This is a genomic window from Janthinobacterium sp. PSPC3-1 (assembly GCF_049896105.1).
Lineage (GTDB): Bacteria > Pseudomonadota > Gammaproteobacteria > Burkholderiales > Burkholderiaceae_D > Janthinobacterium.
This window is the reverse complement of the sequence record NZ_JAFCTQ010000004.1, coordinates 36969-53410: the sequence shown is the minus strand read 5'-3', so window position 1 is coordinate 53410 and position 16442 is coordinate 36969. Positions and strand designations below refer to the sequence as shown.

Here is a 16442-nt window from a genome sequence, read left to right as displayed (position 1 = left end):
TAACCCGACACCACCACTTGCGGATGAGCTTACTTGACCGCCTCGGTCAACACCCGCCCTTCCGACGCCGACGGCTGACGCACGCGCAGCAGGTGCGCCAGGGTCGGTGCGATATCGACCACTTCCGCGTACTGGCCATAGGCACCCGGCTTGATCCAGCGCGGGCCGTAGACCATCAGCGGCACATTGGTGTCATAGGTATAGGGCGTGCCGTGCGAGGTGCCGCCCACGCCCTTGCCGAAGTACCAGGCCGGTTTCGTCACCACCATCAGGTCGCCCGACAACTGGCGGTTCCAGGCGCGGCGCATCAGGGTGTCCATGCGGGTGGCGACCGCCCCCGTTTCCATCTGCGTGCGCGTGTAGACCTGCGCCAGGCCATCGCGCTGCAGCAGGAAGCGCGCGGCCGCGTCTTCCAGCTCCACGCGGCTGGTGCCGTTCTTTTCGGCCAGCGCATAGTCCAGGTAGATGTTCGGCAGCGAGAACGTCGTCACCAGCTTGTCCACGCCCAGGGTCGCCGCCAGGTGGTCGTTGAGGTCCTTGACCAATTGCCCGCCATCGATGCGCTTGGCGGGAACGCCGCGCGTCTCGTTAAATTCGGGGACGTTGGCAAAACCGTGATCGGCCGTCAGCACCACCAGCACATTGTCCATGCCGACCTTTTTATCGAGGTCGGCAAAGAAGCCGGCCAGCATGCGGTCCAGGCGCTGCAGATGGTCGTGCGACATCTTGCTTTCGGGGCCGTAGGCGTGGTTCACGTAATCGTGCGCCGACAGGCTGACGCCCAGGATGTCCGGCACGCCGGCCGGATTGCGGCCCAGGTTTTCGCCATCGACGGCGGCGCGCGCGAATTCCAGTGTCAGCTCGTCGAGGAAGGGGCCGGATTTCAAACGGCTGTAGTAGTCGCCATCGAGGCTGCCGCTGTCGCTGTAGTAGGCGAACGGGAAGGTGTTGCGCGCACCCGGCTTGGCTGGAACGATATCGTCGCGCGCGTCGTTGACGTAGGCCGAATCGGCCAGCAGCGGGGTCCAGCTCTTGCCGTAGTAGCGGTCCTGCGGCTTGGCCGCCTGGTAGCGCTGCACCCATTGCGGATGCTGCTGCATGTAATAGGTGGAGCTGGCGAAGTTGCCGGTCTTTTCCATATACATATAGGCGGTGCCGGTTTTGCCCGCCAGCAGGATGGCGCCACGGTCCTTGCCCGACACGGTAATGACCTTGGCCTGGTTGCCGGTGCCATAGCGCAGCTCGTCGCCCAGGGTCGTCACGCGCAGTTTCGCTGGCGAGGTGCCATCATCGGGCTTGGTCTCTTCGCCGATATATTTGTGCGCGCTGTCTTCGGTGCAGTAGACCGACTGTTTGGTGACGGGGTCGATCCAGTTATTGCCGATCACGCCATGCTGGTAAGGATAGGCGCCCGTCAGCACGGCCGAATGGCCGATGGCGGTGACCGTGATGCCGTGCGCCTGGTGCGCGTCGCTGAACCACGCGCCCTGCTCGAGCAGGCGGCGGAATCCGCCCTGGCCGAACTGGTCGCGGTAGCGCGTCACCTGCTCTTGCGGCAGGCCGTCGACCACCAGCACGACCACCAGCTTGGGCTGCGCGGCAGGCTTTTGTGGCGCGGGCGCGGCATGTACGGAGAATGCCGCCAGTAACAAGGCAGGCACTATCTTGCGTGTCAGGGAAATCGTGAGTGTCATGGTGAGGATCGATGGCTGGTTGATATGCGCGGCGATCACGCCGCGGCCCGCCCGGCAGCATACAGAACCATGATGACAGGAGTATTACATGAGCATGACAGCACGCCGGGACCGCTGCCATGCTCGTTCAAGCTTGCTTAAAAGTCAAACACGGCCTTCAACACCGCCGTCCTCGGGTCGCCCAGCGGCAGCACATTGGCGTTCAGCACGCCGGCGTAGTACTCCTTGTCGAACAGGTTTTTCACGTTCAGGCTGAGCCGGTAGCCACGGCCCTGGTAAGCCAGGCTGGCATCCGCAACCGTGTAGCCGGCGACCGTGTAGTTGACCGACGGCCCCGTCTTGCCCGCTTCATGGCGTGCGCCCAGGCCGGCCGTCCAGCCGTCCATCACGCCGCCACGGAAGCGGTAGTTGGCCCATACATTGGCGCTCTGGCGCGGCGTATTGAGCAGGCGGCGGCCCACCGTGCCGCCATTGTCTTCGGTCACGCGTGCGTCGAGCACGCTCAATGCGCTCTGCACGCTCCAGCCATTGCGCAGGTCCGCGCTGATTTCCGCTTCGAAGCCGCGCGTGCGCTGCTCGCCCGTCTGCACCTGGGCGCTCGACAGGATGGCGATATGGGCCGGGTCCGGATCGGCCGTGGTGACGTTGGTACGCGTCAGGTCATAGATGGCGACGGCGCCGTTGATGCGCCCGCCCGCGAACTGGAACTTGCTGCCCACTTCCGCCTGGCGCCCTTCTTCCGGCTTGAACTGCACGCCGAAGAAATCGCTGCCGCTGACGGGCAAAAACGAGGTGGCGTAGCTGACGTAGGGGATGATGTTTGGCGTCAGCACATACGACAGCGCCGCATTGCCGGTGGTCGACGAAGTGTCCTGGCGCTGGGTGACGTTGGTCAGGCCATTGAGTTCGCGGTTGCGCGCGCGGTCGTGGCGCATGGCCAGGTTGACGCGCCATTGCTCGTTCAATTTGATCTGGTCGCGCAGGTACAAGCCGGTCGACGATACGGTGGTGGTGGTCAGGCGGCTGACGGGCGGACACGTCACCACCGTGTTGTAGACGGGGTTGAGCACATTGAGCGCGCCGATGCGGCAAGCCTGGTTGGCGTTGCGCACGCGGTCGCTATTGAGATCGAGGCCGGCCATCAGATTGTGTTCCATGCCGCCGAATGCAAACGTGCGCGAGGCATTGGTGTCGAGGCCGCGGGTAATCCCGTCGACATCCTGCACCTGGGCCGAGCGCGACAGCAGCAGCTCGTTGGCGGACAGGCTGCCCAGCGACACGAAGCGGCCATCCATCGCCATTTTCTGCCAGCGGAAATTCTGCGCCACTTTCCAGCCATTCCCGAACCGGTGTTCCAGGCTGTAGCCGACCTGCTTCTGCGACGAGTCGTACGGGCCGAAACCGGGTTCGCCATAGAACTGATTGCGCTCCAGCCGGCCATTGCGGTTCGCCAGCAAGCTGCCCTTCACCGGCACGCCCTGGTTGCGCAGGTATTCGCGGCTGGTGTAAGACGTCAGTATCGTGAAATCCGTGTTCGCGCCCAGGTCCAGCGACAGCGATGGCGCCAGGTAGCGGTTCTTGAACCACACCTGGTCGGTCTGGTCGTCGCTGTGGGACCACAGGCCGTTGAGGCGGAACGCCGCCTTGCCGCTGTCGTTCAAAGGCCGGCCCAGGTCAAACGTGGCCTGCTTGTAGTTATAGCTGCCGACGGCAAGGCCGGCCTGGTTGAAGGCTTCCGCGCGTGGACGCTTGCTGACCATATTGACCATGCCGCCCGGCTGCACCAGGCCGAAGTTGATCGAGGCCGGGCCTTTCAGGATTTCGATGGTCTCGACGCCGGACACTTCCTGCGCCACGTAGTTGGACTGGTTCAGTTTCAGGCCGTCGACATAGATCGATTCCGACGCGCGCTGGCCGCGGATGGAAAAGTCATCCCAGCCGCGCTTGCCCCAGCTGCCCGACGACACGCCGGCCGAGGTCTGGATCGCTTCGTTCAGGGTGGTCACCTGGCGCGAATCGAGCAGGTCGCGCGTCAGCACCGAGATCGATTGCGCCGTCTCGAACAGCGACAGGTCGGACTTGGTGGTCGTGCTGCTGGCGCGCGTGGCGCCAAAGCCCGAGTTTTCTTCGCGCGTACTGGCCACGTGGACGGTCTGGATCGGGGCTTCGGCGGCAGCGGCATCGGCCGCAGTGCTGTCGTCAGCGCAGGCGGGGCCGCACAGCAGGGCGGAGGAAAGGGTGATGCACAACAGGCGGACAGCAGCGGGGATGGGGCGTGAAGTCAGGAGGAATGGAGACATTGAGAATCTTTATCGCATTGAGAATGATTCTTATTATTAAATGTAAATCCATGTAAAGACAATATGAAATTATTGTTTTGAGGTACTTTCCTGGCCTTTTGGTAAGGTTTTTACGTGTTATCCCTTAATGGAATTTGTGGTTTTTGTTGATGATTGTGAAATTTTGGCAAAAAAAATGCCGCGTCCGAAAAGCGCGGCATGCGGCATAAAATTTGTAGGTCGGGTTAGCGCACAGCGCGTAACCCGACAACATTGTTGGCGCCGGCGGTGTTGTCGGATTACGCTACGCTAATCCGACCTACGCGACCCAATTCACGCCACGAGGATCAATCGTTTTTAATAACAATGCTCGGGAATTTGTTCGTCATGTCCTTGGCTTTTTCCGCCACCTTGATGGCGATGGTGCGGGCGATCTGCTTGTAGATCGCGGCGACCGGGCCGTCCGGTTCGGCCACCACGGTCGGCGTGCCCGAATCGGTCTGCTGGCGGATCGCCATGGTCAGCGGCAAGGCGCCGAGGAATTCCACGCCGAAGTCGGCGCACATTTTCGCGCCGCCGCCGGCGCCGAAGATTTCTTCCGCATGGCCGCAGTTCGAGCAGATATGCGTGCTCATGTTTTCCACCACGCCCAGGATAGGGATGCCGACCTTCTCGAACATCTTGAGACCCTTGCGGGCGTCGAGCAGCGCGATGTCCTGCGGCGTGGTGACGATCACGGCGCCCGTGACCGGCACTTTTTGCGACAGGGTCAGCTGGATGTCGCCGGTGCCTGGCGGCATGTCGACGATCAGGTAATCGAGGTCGCGCCAGTTGGTCTGGTCCAGCAACTGCTGCAGGGCCTGCGTGACCATCGGGCCGCGCCATACCATCGGCTCGTCCGGATCGATCATGAAGCCGATCGACGACACTTGCAGGCCATGGTTTTCCATCGGCTCCATGCTCTTGCCGTCCAGCGTCTTCGGCTGGCCGCTGATGCCCAGCATCATCGGCTGCGACGGGCCGTAGATATCGGCGTCCAGCACGCCGACCGATGCGCCCTCGGCGGCCAGGGCCAGCGCCAGGTTGACGGCGGTGGTCGACTTGCCCACGCCGCCCTTGCCGGAAGCGACGGCGATAATGTTCTTCACGTTGCTCATCGGCTTCAAACCGCGCTGCACCGTGTGCGAGATGATCTTCGAGGACACGCCGACGCTGACATTGCCCACGCCCGGCAGCACGCGCAGCGCGGCCAGCACCGACTTGCGGATCAGGTCGATCTGGCTTTTGGCCGGGTAGCCCAGTTCGATGTCCAGGGAAATGTCGCTGCCGTCGACCTTCAGATTCCTGACAGTCTTGCTGGAAACGAAATCTTTTTGTGTATTTGGATCAATAACTTGCGCCAGGGCTGCCTTGACGTCTTCTGCTGTGATGCTCATGTGATTCTCCGTGTGTGATGCCCGCAGTTTAGCGCAAATGCGCGGGCCGGTCGCGATGCCCATGCAAAGACAAATGCACCACATGGCGCGGTTGCAACTGCTCGGCATCTGCTCATATTGCGTTTCCGCTGTTAAAATGCTCGTTTATCCATCCCAAAAGTGCATCAATCATGACTCGCAAGCTGTTCGTCACCACTGCCCTGCCTTACGCAAACGCCGCTTTTCACATTGGCCACATCATGGAATATATCCAGGCCGATATCTGGGTCCGGTTCCAGCGAATGCAACGCGATGGCGACGCCGGCCGTGAAGTGCACTTCGTGGGCGCCGACGATACGCATGGCACGCCGATCATGATCGCCGCCGAAAAGGAAGGCATCACGCCGCAGCAGTTCGTGGCCAATATCGCCGCCGGCCGCGCCCAGTACCTGGACGGCTTTCATATTGCGTTCGATAACTGGTATTCGACCGACTCGCCAGAAAACGTCGAGCTGTCGCAAGCCATGTACCGCAAATTGCGCGATACGGGCCTGATCGTCACGAAAACCGTCGACCGCTTCTTCGATCCGGTCAAAGGCATGTTCCTGGCCGACCGCAATATCAAGGGTGAATGCCCGAAATGCGGCGCCAGGAACCAGTACGGCGACAATTGCGAAGTGTGCGGCGCGGCCTACCAGCCGACCGACCTGGTCAACCCGTTCTCGGTGTTTACCAATGCCACGCCGGTAATGAAACCGTCGGAACAGTATTTCTTCAAACTGTCGGACCCGCGCTGCTTCGAGTTCCTCAAGGACTGGCTGAACACGCCTGGCCGCCTGCAGCCTGAAATGGTCAACAAGGTCAGCGAATGGCTGGGCGAAGCCGGTGAAAAGCTGGCCGACTGGGATATCTCGCGCGACGCGCCCTACTTCGGCATCCCGATTCCGGATGCGCCGGGCAAGTTCTTCTATGTGTGGATGGACGCGCCGGTCGGCTACCTGGCCAGCCTGAAAAACTATTGCGACAAGAAAGGCATCGATTTCGAGGCCTTTTTGAACGACCCGAGCACCGAACAGATCCACTTTATCGGCAAGGACATCGTCTCCTTCCACCTGCTGTTCTGGCCCGCCATGCTGAAATTTGCCAATCACCCGGTGATCGACAAACTGAAAGTCAATGTGCACGGCTTCCTGACGGTCAACAACGAAAAAATGTCGAAGTCGCGCGGCACCGGCATCTCGCCGCTGCGCTACCTGGACCTGGGCATGAACCCGGAATGGCTGCGCTACTACATCGCGTTCAAACTGAATTCGAAAGTGGAAGACCTGGACTTCAACGGCGAAGATTTCGTCGCCCGCGTCAATAGCGACTTGATCGGCAAATACGTGAATATCGCCAGCCGCTGCGCCGGCTTTATCGCCAAGCGCTTCGACGGCAAGCTGGCGCCAAGCTTGTCCGAAGGCGCGCAGACCTGGATCAACCGCGCGCTGACGCAGGACGTCAACGGCGTTGTCATCGAGCGCCAGGACAGCATCGCCAAACATTTCGAGAATCGCGAATTCGGCAAGGCACTGCGCGAGATCATGGAAATCGCCGACATCACGAATCAGTATGTCGACGAAAACAAGCCGTGGATCCTGGCCAAGGATGCGGAAAAGACGGCCGAACTGCACGATGTGTGCACCACTGCGCTGATCCTGTTCCGCCAGCTGACCATTTTGCTGTCGCCGGTACTGCCGGGCGTGGCCAAGAACGTGGCATCCTTCCTCAACGACGCCGAATTTACCTGGGCCGACACGCAGGTGTTCGGCGACGCCGTCTCGCAAAGCATGCTGGGCCGCACCATCGGCGCCTACAGCCATTTGATGACGCGCATGGATGCCAAGATGATCGAAGCGCTGTTCGATGCGCCGCAAGCCGTCGTGGCGGCCCCGGCAGCGGATGCGGCCAACGATGCTGCGCCGGCGGCCCCGGCCCTGGTGGCCAGCACGCCGGCCTCGGCCATCGAGGAACTGGCGCCCGAGATCAAGATCGACGACTTCCTGAAAGTCGACCTGCGCATCGCGAAAATCGTCAACTGCGAACTGGTCGACGGTTCCGACAAGCTGCTGCGCCTGACCCTGGACGCCGGCGAAGGTCGCCTGCGCAATGTGTTTTCGGGCATCCGTTCGGCCTACCAGCCTGAAGAGCTGGTAGGCAAGCTGACGGTGCTGGTGGCCAACCTGGCGCCGCGCAAGATGAAGTTCGGCGTCTCCGAAGGCATGGTGATGGCGGCCTCCGCCGCCGATGAAAAGGCCAATCCGGGCATCTACATCCTGAACCCGTGGCCGGGCGCCGAACCTGGCATGCGCATTCGTTAAGGCGCCATCATGAATATCGTGGTGCGCGAAGCGGGCGATGGCGATGCGGCCTTGATTGCCGGACTGACCCGCGCGGCATGGGCGGGCAAGGTTGCCGCCTCGTCCAGCGGCCACCACGAAACGGCCGGGCAGGTGGCGCGCGCCCTGCGCAGCGGTGGCGGGTTCATCTTGCTGATCGACGACATGCCGGCCGGCTCCGTGCGCTTCATGCCGCTCGACAGCGAACCGGCTGTCTGGGAAATCTCGCGCATGGGCATCTTGCCGGCCTGGCGCGGCAACCATTGCTCGCAGCACCTGCTGGAAGCCGTGATCCACCATGCCCTGTCCTGCCAGGCCGAGGAATTGCGGCTGGCGGTGCGCCTGGACCAGGGCAAGCTGATCGACTTTTACGCCGCCTTCGGTTTTGAACTGGCAGAAGAGCTGGAATATTCGCACGCCAACCCGGCCGAACCCCCGCCTTCCGTAATGCGGCGCATGCTGCGTTATTAAGTTACGTTACTAAGCTACGTTATTAAGTTTTAGAAATTTCCCTCATCGGCCAGGCGACAGAATGTCCCACCGCGCTCCCCGGCGCGGTAAAATGTGGCCTGCTGACTTTTTATACAGAAAAGACCATGAAACTGCCTGCAAAACACATGAACTACGTTTCGGACCACACCCTGTTCATCGCCGAACTGAAAGCGAAGAACCCGGGCATGGAAGAAGGCCAGCGCGCCGGCCGCGCCCTGCTGTGGGACAAGCCGCCCGTCAGCCTTGACGAGCAGGACCGCCAGATGGCCTCGGCCGTCAAGCAGCAAGCCTACGTGTACCAGAACAAGAACTAATTACCGCTGGAACCGGCACGATGTTGCCTGAAGAACCGGCGGACGCGCCAGGCACGGCTGTGCCTGACGTGGCCGCGGTCATCGCGCCGCCCGCCCCCGATCCGCTGGCCATCGCCCGCCTGTATGGCGAGCCGATGCTGCGCATGCCGACGGATCTGTATATCCCGCCGGACGCGCTGGAAATCTTCCTCGAAGCCTTCGAAGGCCCGCTCGACTTGCTGCTCTATCTGATCCGCAAGCAGAACTTCAATATCCTCGATATTCCGATGGCGCAGGTCACCCTGCAATACCTGAAATACGTCGACCAGATCCGCGTGCGCAACCTGGAGCTGGCGGCCGAATATCTGCTGATGGCGGCCATGCTGATCGAGATCAAGTCGCGCATGCTGCTGCCCTCGCGCAAGAGCGAGGTCGAGGAAGATGGCGGCGATCCGCGCGCCGAACTGGTGCGCCGCCTGCTCGAATACGAGCAGATCAAGCTGGCCGCGTATGAACTGAACACCATCCCCCAGTTCGAGCGCGACTTCGTGCGCACCCAGATCTTCATCGAGCAAAGCCTGACGCCCACCTGGCCCGAGGTCGAGCCGGTGGACCTGCAGCAAGCCTGGCTCGACGTGCTGAAACGCGCCAAGCTGACCCAGCATCACCGCATCAGCCGCCAGGAATTGTCGGTGCGCGAGCACATGACGGCCATCCTGCGCCGCTTGCAGAGTACGCGTTTCGTCGAATTCGGCGAGCTGTTCGATATCGCCGGCGGCGTGCCGGTGGTGGTGGTCAACTTCGTGGCCCTGCTGGAACTGGCCAAGGAAACCCTGATCGAAATCACGCAAGCCGAACCGTTTGCACCCATTTACGTCCGGCTGGCTTATTCGCCCGCCTGATATCATCTCCCTTTGTCACTGACCACCGTACAACGGGGCTTTAGCGAAAGCATGCAATGAAAATTATTTCCGACATCGATGAATTGCGCGACCAGCTCAGCGGACAGCTGCGCACGGCCTTCGTGCCCACCATGGGCAATCTGCACGAAGGCCATCTGTCGCTGATGCGCCTGGCGCGCAAGCATGGCGACCCGGTGGTGGCCTCGATTTTCGTCAACCGCCTGCAGTTCGGCCCGAACGAAGACTTCGAAAAATATCCGCGCACCATGGCCGCCGATGTCGCCAAGCTGGAAAAGGAAGGCGTCTACGTGCTGTTTGCGCCGACCGAGAAGGAACTGTATCCGGAACCCCAGGAATACCGCGTGCGCCCGCCTGACGGCCTGGGCAATACCCTGGAAGGCGAGTTCCGCCCCGGCTTCTTCGAAGGCGTGTGCACGGTGGTCACCAAACTGTTTTCCTGCGTGCAGCCGCGCGCGGCCGTGTTCGGCAAGAAGGATTACCAGCAACTGATGATCATCCGTAACATGGCGCGCCAGCTGGCCATGCCGACCGAAATCATCGCCGCCGAAACGTATCGGGCCGAGGATGGCCTGGCGCTGTCGTCGCGCAATATGTATTTGTCCGACAGCGAACGCGCGGAAGCGCCGGAACTGTACAAGGGCCTCAATTTTGTGGCCGAGGAAGTCCGCAAGGGCAACCTGTCCGTAACGGAACTGGAACAGGCCGCCATGCGCCTGCTCGACGGCCGCGGCTGGAAGTCCGACTATATCTCGGTGCGCAAGCGCGCCAACCTGCAGGCGCCCGACGCGGCCGAGCTGGCCGCCGGCGAGCCGCTGGTGGTGCTGGCGGCGGCCAGGCTGGGGCAGACGCGCCTGATCGATAATCTGGAGATTTAGCAGACATGCCGGTACCGTTCAGTTAGCGTCCCGCGCCACCAGCACACCGGCAAAACGAATTAAAACCTCAGGCGCCCGCACAGGTCCACCGGGCCAAGCGGGCCTGAAAAATGTCGAGGGCAAGGCGCAGCGACGAAGACAGTACGACTAGTACGGCAAGGAGCTGCAACGCAGCCATCGGCATTTTCTCAGGCCCGCGTCTCCGGCCCGCCATTTTGACGTTTTTGCGCCTTTCAATGCGTCGGACAGCGTAATTTAACGGCATCAGATCAGACCCCGGATGTAAAAAAAGCTGCCAGTTCACACTGGCAGCTTTTTTATTGGATCAACCCCGGCAAAATCAGGCGCCGGCTTTTTCCAGTTTTTCGAAAATCTTGTTCAGCTTTTCATCGAGCGTCGCGGCCGTGAACGGCTTGACGACGTAGCCGCTGGCGCCCGCTTGCGCGGCAGCGATGATGTTTTCCTTTTTCGCCTCAGCCGTCACCATTAGCACCGGCAGCTTGGCCAGTGCCGGATCGGCGCGGATATGCTGCAGCATCGTCAGACCGTCCATGTTCGGCATGTTCCAGTCCGAGACGACGAAATCATACGATTCCGCGCGCAGCTTGGCCAGGCCCATCACGCCGTCTTCCGCCTCGTCGACGTTGGCATAACCCAGTTCCTTCAACAGATTCCGGACAATGCGACGCATCGTCGAAAAATCGTCAACGACTAAAAATTTCATCTTTGGATCAGCCATGAATAACTCCGTTGTTTCTGTAGCGGTTTGTTAATAATATCGACATGAATGCCGACATTATGGTCGACACTACGGCAGCAAGTCACAGGATAGCATTTTCGTTGCTTTTAAGCGAAAAAAATTGCCTTCTATCATAGGAAACGTGGCTTACACGCGCAAAGCGCGCATGCCATGCGCCGCCAGGTAGCCGAGCACCATGCCAGGCAAGGCCGTCAAGGCGCCGACCTCATGCGTGGCACCGACGGCGATCGCTTCGCGCGGCATGCCGAACACCACGCAACTGGCTTCATCCTGTGCGAAATTATACGCTCCCGCGGCCTTCATCTCCAGCATCCCTTGTGCGCCGTCCTTGCCCATGCCGGTCAGGATCACGCCGACCGCGTTCTTGCCGGCGAACTGGGCGGCCGAGCGGAACAGCACGTCCACCGACGGGCGGTGGCGGTTGACGGGCTCTCCCTGGTCGATCTTGGTCATGTAGTTGGCGCCGCTGCGCGTCAAGGTCAGGTGCGAGTGGCCCGGGGCGATATACGCATGGCCAGGCAGCACGCGCTCGCCGCCAGCCGCTTCCTGCACCGAGATCTTGCACAGCGAATCGAGGCGGCGCGCGAACGAGCGCGTAAAGCCCTCTGGCATGTGCTGGGTGATCAGGATGCCGGGGCAGTCGGACGGCATCTGCATCAGGAATTCGCGGATCGCCTCGGTGCCGCCGGTCGAGGCGCCGACGATGATCAGTTTTTCCGACGACAGCAGCGGATTGCGCAAGATCGGCAAGGGCGCCGTGCCGGGCGCGGCCGGTGCACCGGCCGGTGCGATGGTGCGGGCACGGATGCGCGCCTTGGAGGCGGCGCGGATCTTGTCGGCAATCATCTCGGTGTATTCGCGCATGCCGCTCTGGATCGAAATTTTCGGTTTGGTGACGAAGTCGACGGCGCCCAGTTCCAGCGCGCGCATGGTGATTTCCGAACCGCGCTCGGTCAGCGATGACACCATCAATACCGGCATCGGCCGCAGGCGCATCAGTTTTTCCAGGAAGTCCAGGCCATCCATCTTCGGCATCTCGACGTCCAGGGTCAGCACGTCCGGGTTGGTCTGCTTGATCAGCTCGCGCGCCACCAGCGGATCGGGCGCCGTGCCCACCACTTCCATATCGGGCTGGCTGTTGACGATTTCCGCCATCACGCTGCGGATCAGCGCCGAGTCATCCACGATCAGTACCTTGATCTTCATTTATTCCCCTTCCAGGCCATACGGGCCTTTACTCATGATCTTTGTTAGAACAAATCTACCGATCCGCCCACGGGAGCGACTTTCAGGCGGCTGGCGTAATCGAGCTCGCGGCGGACCAGGGTGTCGTTGTGCGACTGCATCAGTTTCTTGACCAGTACCTTGCCGCTGCGCGGGAAGAAATACACCTTGCGCGGGTGGATGTCGTTCAGGTCTTCGGCCACCACGCGCATTTTTTCCGCCTTCAGGTAATTGATGACGAAGGCCGCATTGCGCTCGCCGACGTTGATCGCCGTAAAGCCGCGCAGCACGGCGCCGCCGCCGAACACTTTCGCTTCCATGTTCTCGCGCTTGGCGCCCGCTTTCAGCAGGTCATTGATCAGTATCTCCATGGCGTAGGTGCCATAGCGCATCGAGGCCGAGATCGGGCTGTTGGTGTCGCCGCCGCCGTCGGGCAGCATGAAGTGGTTCATGCCGCCCAGGCCAGTGACGCGGTCGCGGATGCAGGCCGACACGCAGGATCCCAGCACGGTGACGATCAGCATGTCCTTGTTGGTGAAGTAGTACTCGCCAGGCAGGATCTTGGCGGCTTCGCAGTTGAACGTCCGGTCGAAATAGACGTTGGTGGCGAATTGTTCTTTGGGTGCGAGGCTCATGGCTAATCTCAGGTACGTTGCGACGATGCTTTGGGTGCGGTGCTGCGCGACAGGTCCAGCTCATACACCGTCTTGCCGCGCAATTTCAAGGACTCCGACACGTACAGGAAATTTTCCGAGTGGCCCGCGAACAGCAGGGCATCGGGTTTCATCAGCGGCACGAAGCGCGACAGGATCTTGCGCTGGGTCGCCTTGTCGAAATAGATCATCACGTTGCGGCAGAAGATCACGTCGAACTGCCCCGTCAACGGCCAGCCGTCGGCCAGCAGGTTCAGTGGCTTGAAGGTGATCATCTGGCGCAGCTCGGGGCGCACCCGCACCTGGCCTTCGCGGTCGCCCTTGCCGCGCAAGAAGAAGCGGCGCGCGCGGTCGGCCGGCATCTTGTCGAGCCGGTCCAGGTTGTAGACGCCATTGGCGGCCGTGGCCAGCACATTGGTGTCGATGTCGGTGGCGATGATGGTCACCGGCGGCGTGAGCGTATTGAAGGCCTCGCACACCGTCATGGCGATCGAATACGGCTCCTCGCCGGTGGAGGCGGCCGAACACCAGATGGTGATCGGTCCCTTGAGCTTTTTCACGTGTTCCGCCAGCAGCGGAAAGTGATGGGCTTCGCGGAAGAACGAGGTCAGGTTGGTCGTCAGCGCGTTGGTGAACGCCTCCCACTCGTCGGCCATGCGGCCCGCTTCCAGGTCGTCCAGGTAGCGCACGAAGGACGAGATACCGGTCGCGCGCAAGCGGCGCGCCAGGCGGCTGTAAACCATTTCCTGCTTGCTGTCGGCCAGCGCGATGCCGGCACGCTTGTAGATCATGGCGCGGACCCGCTCGAAATCCTTGCCGGTAAAGTCAAATTCCTTGACCGAATCCGTTTTAGTTTGCGGCATTTGTTGATTACCTCTTCTATGACTGCTTTGTACAATGCCTTGCAAGTATTACAAGCGGGACCGGGATCAGGCCAGGGCCAGGGCCAGGGTCAGAACTCTTCCCAATCGTCGCCGCTGGCCGCCGCCAGCTTTTTGGCCGGCGGCGGCGTGACCGCCTTGACCGCCGGCGCCTGCGCCACTACCTTGACCTTGGCCACCTTCAGTGCCGGCACCGGTCCCGGCGCCGCCGTCACGGCGGCGCTGGCCACCAGCGCATCGCCTTCGCTGCCCAGCTTGAAAATGCTGACGGCGTCGGCCAGGCGCTGCGCCTGGTCCTGCATGCTTTCGGCCGCCGCCGCCGCTTCCTCGACCAGCGCCGCGTTCTGCTGCGTCATCTGGTCCATCTGCGCGATGGCCTGGTTGACTTCCTCGATGCCATGGCTCTGCTCCTGCGTCGCCGCCGTGATCTCGCCCATGATGTCGGCCACCTGGCGGATCGAAGTGACGATCAGGCCCATGGTCTGCCCTGCTTCATCGACCAGCCGGCTGCCCGCATCGACCTTGTCGACCGAGTCGCCGATCAGGCCCTTGATCTCTTTCGCCGCGCCAGCCGAGCGCTGCGCCAGGTTGCGCACTTCCGACGCCACCACCGCAAAACCGCGACCCTGCTCGCCGGCCCGCGCCGCTTCCACCGCCGCGTTCAAGGCCAGGATATTGGTCTGGAACGCGATGCTGTCGATGACGCCGATAATGTCGACGATCTTGCGCGAGCTGTCCTTGATCGACCCCATGGTGTCGACCACCTGCGCCACCACGCTGCCGCCCTGCTGTGCCACCGACGAGGCCGACACGGCCAGCTGGTTGGCCTGGCGCGCATTGTCGGCGTTCTGTTTCACCGTCGAGGTCAGTTCCTCCATCGACGACGCCGTCTCTTCGAGCGAACTGGCTTGCGTTTCCGTGCGCGCCGACAGGTCGGCATTGCCGCTGGCGATCTCGCGCGAGGCGATCGTGATCGTCTGCGTGCCCTGGCGCACGTCGCTCACCGTGCGCACCAGGCTTTCGTTCATGTCCTTCAGGGCCTGCTGCAGGGCGCTGGTCTCGTCCTTGCCTTCGACCACCACGTGCGAGGTCAGCTCGCCCGCCGCCACTTTCTGCGCCACCGCCACCGCGCCCGACAGCGGCTGGGTGATCGAGCGCGTGATGAACACCGCGCACCAGGCGCCCAGCGCCACGGCCGCGCCACCCAGCACCAGCAGCACCAGCATCAACTGCTTGTCATCGGCCAGCGAACCGGCCATGAAGCGCTGCTGGCTGGCGTGCTGCAACTGCAGCAGCTGGTTGATATCGGCCAGCATCTTGCGGTTCAAGGGGTCGATGCGGGTCGAGATCACCTTGGCGCCGCCTTCGCTGTTAAACGCCAGCACCTGGCCCATCGCTTCCTTGAAGGCGCTGTCGACTTCACGGTCCAGCGCCGAGATATTCGCCACCAGCGCCTTTTCGGCATCGGACAGGCCCAGCTTGCCCAGCTTGTCGCGCGCGCCATCGTACTGCTTGCGCTGCTCGCGCACCTTGCCTTCTTCCACCTGCATCAGGCCGACGTCGCCCTGCAAGCCGATATTGCGCATGGCGATGCCCATTTCCAGCATCGCGCTTTTCATGGTCGAGGCCTGCGTGTTCTTCTCGCTGGCCAGTTCCAGGCCCGACAGCAGCTGGGCCTTGTTCCGGTAATTCAATGCCGTGGCGGCCAGCACGACGATCACCAGGATCGCCAGGATGCTGCCAAAACCAATACCTAACCGTGTACCTATCTTGAAATTGCGCAAACCCATGACAGTCTCCCCCTATGTTTGATGACGGCGCGCACGATAGTCGTGTCGCGCCGTGCCTTGGCCTGGTTTCTGAGAACCTTGCGGCCTGCCGGCGCGCCTCTGCTCGCGCCGGGTCATGCTTTTGCTGTAGTGATTCTGGTGCTGGTGCTAATACTGGTGCTAATTTTGTCGCGGGTGTTGTCGGGTTACGCTGCGCTAACCCGACCTACCCGACCTACCCGACCTACCCGACCTGCCCGACCTGCCCGACCTGTCTTATGCCGCGAGCTTGTCGATCAAACCCATCTCGCTGCTGGACATCAGCTTGTCGATGTCGACCAGGATCAGCATGCGCTCGTCGATGGTGCCCAGGCCGATCATGTAGTCGGTCGAAAACGCGGTGCCCATTTCCGGCGCCGGTTTCACCTGCTCGGGTGTCAGGGTGGTCACGTCGGAGACGCTGTCGACCACCATGCCGACGATGCGGCCACCGATGTTCAGGATGATCACCACCGTGAACTGGTCATACACGGGAGTGCCCAGCTTGAACTTGATGCGCATGTCGACCACCGGAATGATGATGCCGCGCAGGTTGATCACGCCCTTGATGAATTCAGGCGCGTTGGCGATGCGGGTCACCGCTTCGTAGCCGCGGATTTCCTGGACTTTCAGGATATCGATGCCGTACTCTTCCGAGCCCAAGGTGAAGGCCAGGAATTCACGGCCGGCGATGTCCTTGCCGTCGCTGGTCTTGCTGGCGGATAGTTGTTGAGTATCTGACATGGTGCGTTCCTATCTGTGATAAC

General features: G+C 61.7%; 14 protein-coding genes. 5 read left to right on the top strand and 9 right to left on the bottom strand.

Annotation, left to right across the window (positions count from 1 at the left end):
* Positions 1-29: 29 nt before the first annotated feature.
* The 3 genes from ACP7B7_RS06400 to apbC form a co-directional block, all read right to left on the bottom strand.
* The gene (locus ACP7B7_RS06400) at positions 30-1694 is read right to left on the bottom strand and encodes an alkaline phosphatase family protein (RefSeq protein ID WP_426076086.1); all 1665 of its coding nucleotides are present in this window, start codon (positions 1692-1694) and stop codon (positions 30-32) included.
* A gap of 137 nt (positions 1695-1831) precedes the next feature.
* Positions 1832-3994 (bottom strand): TonB-dependent siderophore receptor, encoded by a 2163-nt coding sequence (locus ACP7B7_RS06395; protein ID WP_426076085.1) that lies wholly within the window; start codon positions 3992-3994, stop codon positions 1832-1834.
* 326 nt (positions 3995-4320) lie between these two features.
* On the bottom strand, positions 4321-5409 hold the full coding sequence (gene apbC, locus ACP7B7_RS06390; RefSeq protein WP_426076084.1) for an iron-sulfur cluster carrier protein ApbC: 1089 nt from the start codon (positions 5407-5409) through the stop codon (positions 4321-4323).
* 170 nt (positions 5410-5579) lie between these two features.
* On the opposite strand from apbC, the gene metG reads away from it, so the two are divergent.
* From metG to panC, 5 genes are all read left to right on the top strand, one after another.
* Positions 5580-7748, top strand: a complete 2169-nt coding sequence (gene metG / locus ACP7B7_RS06385; RefSeq protein ID WP_426076083.1) for a methionine--tRNA ligase — start codon at positions 5580-5582, stop codon at positions 7746-7748.
* Positions 7749-7757: 9 nt separating this feature from the next.
* Positions 7758-8237, top strand: a complete 480-nt coding sequence (locus tag ACP7B7_RS06380; protein WP_426076082.1) for a GNAT family N-acetyltransferase — start codon at positions 7758-7760, stop codon at positions 8235-8237.
* Between the two features lie 125 nt (positions 8238-8362).
* Positions 8363-8572: a DUF3460 family protein gene (locus ACP7B7_RS06375; protein ID WP_094444544.1), complete on the top strand. Its 210-nt coding sequence runs from the start codon at positions 8363-8365 to the stop codon at positions 8570-8572.
* 20 nt (positions 8573-8592) lie between these two features.
* The gene (locus ACP7B7_RS06370; RefSeq protein WP_426076081.1) at positions 8593-9453 is read left to right on the top strand and encodes a segregation and condensation protein A; all 861 of its coding nucleotides are present in this window, start codon (positions 8593-8595) and stop codon (positions 9451-9453) included.
* A gap of 56 nt (positions 9454-9509) precedes the next feature.
* Positions 9510-10349, top strand: a complete 840-nt coding sequence (gene panC, locus ACP7B7_RS06365) for a pantoate--beta-alanine ligase (protein WP_308922136.1) — start codon at positions 9510-9512, stop codon at positions 10347-10349.
* A gap of 340 nt (positions 10350-10689) precedes the next feature.
* On the opposite strand, the gene cheY is transcribed toward panC, so the two are convergent.
* The 6 genes from cheY to ACP7B7_RS06335 form a co-directional block, all read right to left on the bottom strand.
* Positions 10690-11088 carry a chemotaxis response regulator CheY gene (cheY, locus tag ACP7B7_RS06360; RefSeq protein ID WP_010396677.1) on the bottom strand — a complete coding sequence of 133 codons (399 nt, stop codon included), beginning with the start codon at positions 11086-11088 and terminating at the stop codon, positions 10690-10692.
* 147 nt (positions 11089-11235) lie between these two features.
* Positions 11236-12315 carry a protein-glutamate methylesterase/protein-glutamine glutaminase gene (locus ACP7B7_RS06355; RefSeq protein ID WP_308922137.1) on the bottom strand — a complete coding sequence of 360 codons (1080 nt, stop codon included), beginning with the start codon at positions 12313-12315 and terminating at the stop codon, positions 11236-11238.
* 44 nt (positions 12316-12359) lie between these two features.
* Complete coding sequence (gene cheD, locus ACP7B7_RS06350) at positions 12360-12968, bottom strand: chemoreceptor glutamine deamidase CheD (protein WP_426076080.1); 609 nt, start codon at positions 12966-12968, stop codon at positions 12360-12362.
* An 8-nt stretch (positions 12969-12976) separates the two neighbouring features.
* Positions 12977-13849 carry a CheR family methyltransferase gene (locus ACP7B7_RS06345; protein WP_308922138.1) on the bottom strand — a complete coding sequence of 291 codons (873 nt, stop codon included), beginning with the start codon at positions 13847-13849 and terminating at the stop codon, positions 12977-12979.
* An 89-nt stretch (positions 13850-13938) separates the two neighbouring features.
* Positions 13939-15657 carry a methyl-accepting chemotaxis protein gene (locus ACP7B7_RS06340; protein ID WP_426076079.1) on the bottom strand — a complete coding sequence of 573 codons (1719 nt, stop codon included), beginning with the start codon at positions 15655-15657 and terminating at the stop codon, positions 13939-13941.
* Positions 15658-15912: 255 nt separating this feature from the next.
* The gene (locus ACP7B7_RS06335) at positions 15913-16419 is read right to left on the bottom strand and encodes a chemotaxis protein CheW (protein ID WP_065306418.1); all 507 of its coding nucleotides are present in this window, start codon (positions 16417-16419) and stop codon (positions 15913-15915) included.
* Between the last annotated feature and the right edge of the window lie 23 nt (positions 16420-16442).

Excerpts from the sequence above, each read along its gene's own strand:
- ACP7B7_RS06400 (WP_426076086.1), bottom strand. The coding sequence starts at position 1,694 with ATGACACTCACGATTTCCCTGACACGCAAGATAGTGCCTGCCTTGTTA.
- ACP7B7_RS06395 (WP_426076085.1), bottom strand. The coding sequence starts at position 3,994 with ATGTCTCCATTCCTCCTGACTTCACGCCCCATCCCCGCTGCTGTCCGC.
- apbC (WP_426076084.1), bottom strand. The coding sequence starts at position 5,409 with ATGAGCATCACAGCAGAAGACGTCAAGGCAGCCCTGGCGCAAGTTATT.
- metG (WP_426076083.1), top strand. The coding sequence starts at position 5,580 with ATGACTCGCAAGCTGTTCGTCACCACTGCCCTGCCTTACGCAAACGCC.
- ACP7B7_RS06380 (WP_426076082.1), top strand. The coding sequence starts at position 7,758 with ATGAATATCGTGGTGCGCGAAGCGGGCGATGGCGATGCGGCCTTGATT.
- ACP7B7_RS06375 (WP_094444544.1), top strand. The coding sequence starts at position 8,363 with ATGAAACTGCCTGCAAAACACATGAACTACGTTTCGGACCACACCCTG.
- ACP7B7_RS06370 (WP_426076081.1), top strand. The coding sequence starts at position 8,593 with ATGTTGCCTGAAGAACCGGCGGACGCGCCAGGCACGGCTGTGCCTGAC.
- panC (WP_308922136.1), top strand. The coding sequence starts at position 9,510 with ATGAAAATTATTTCCGACATCGATGAATTGCGCGACCAGCTCAGCGGA.
- cheY (WP_010396677.1), bottom strand. The coding sequence starts at position 11,088 with ATGGCTGATCCAAAGATGAAATTTTTAGTCGTTGACGATTTTTCGACG.
- ACP7B7_RS06355 (WP_308922137.1), bottom strand. The coding sequence starts at position 12,315 with ATGAAGATCAAGGTACTGATCGTGGATGACTCGGCGCTGATCCGCAGC.
- cheD (WP_426076080.1), bottom strand. The coding sequence starts at position 12,968 with ATGAGCCTCGCACCCAAAGAACAATTCGCCACCAACGTCTATTTCGAC.
- ACP7B7_RS06345 (WP_308922138.1), bottom strand. The coding sequence starts at position 13,849 with ATGCCGCAAACTAAAACGGATTCGGTCAAGGAATTTGACTTTACCGGC.
- ACP7B7_RS06340 (WP_426076079.1), bottom strand. The coding sequence starts at position 15,657 with ATGGGTTTGCGCAATTTCAAGATAGGTACACGGTTAGGTATTGGTTTT.
- ACP7B7_RS06335 (WP_065306418.1), bottom strand. The coding sequence starts at position 16,419 with ATGTCAGATACTCAACAACTATCCGCCAGCAAGACCAGCGACGGCAAG.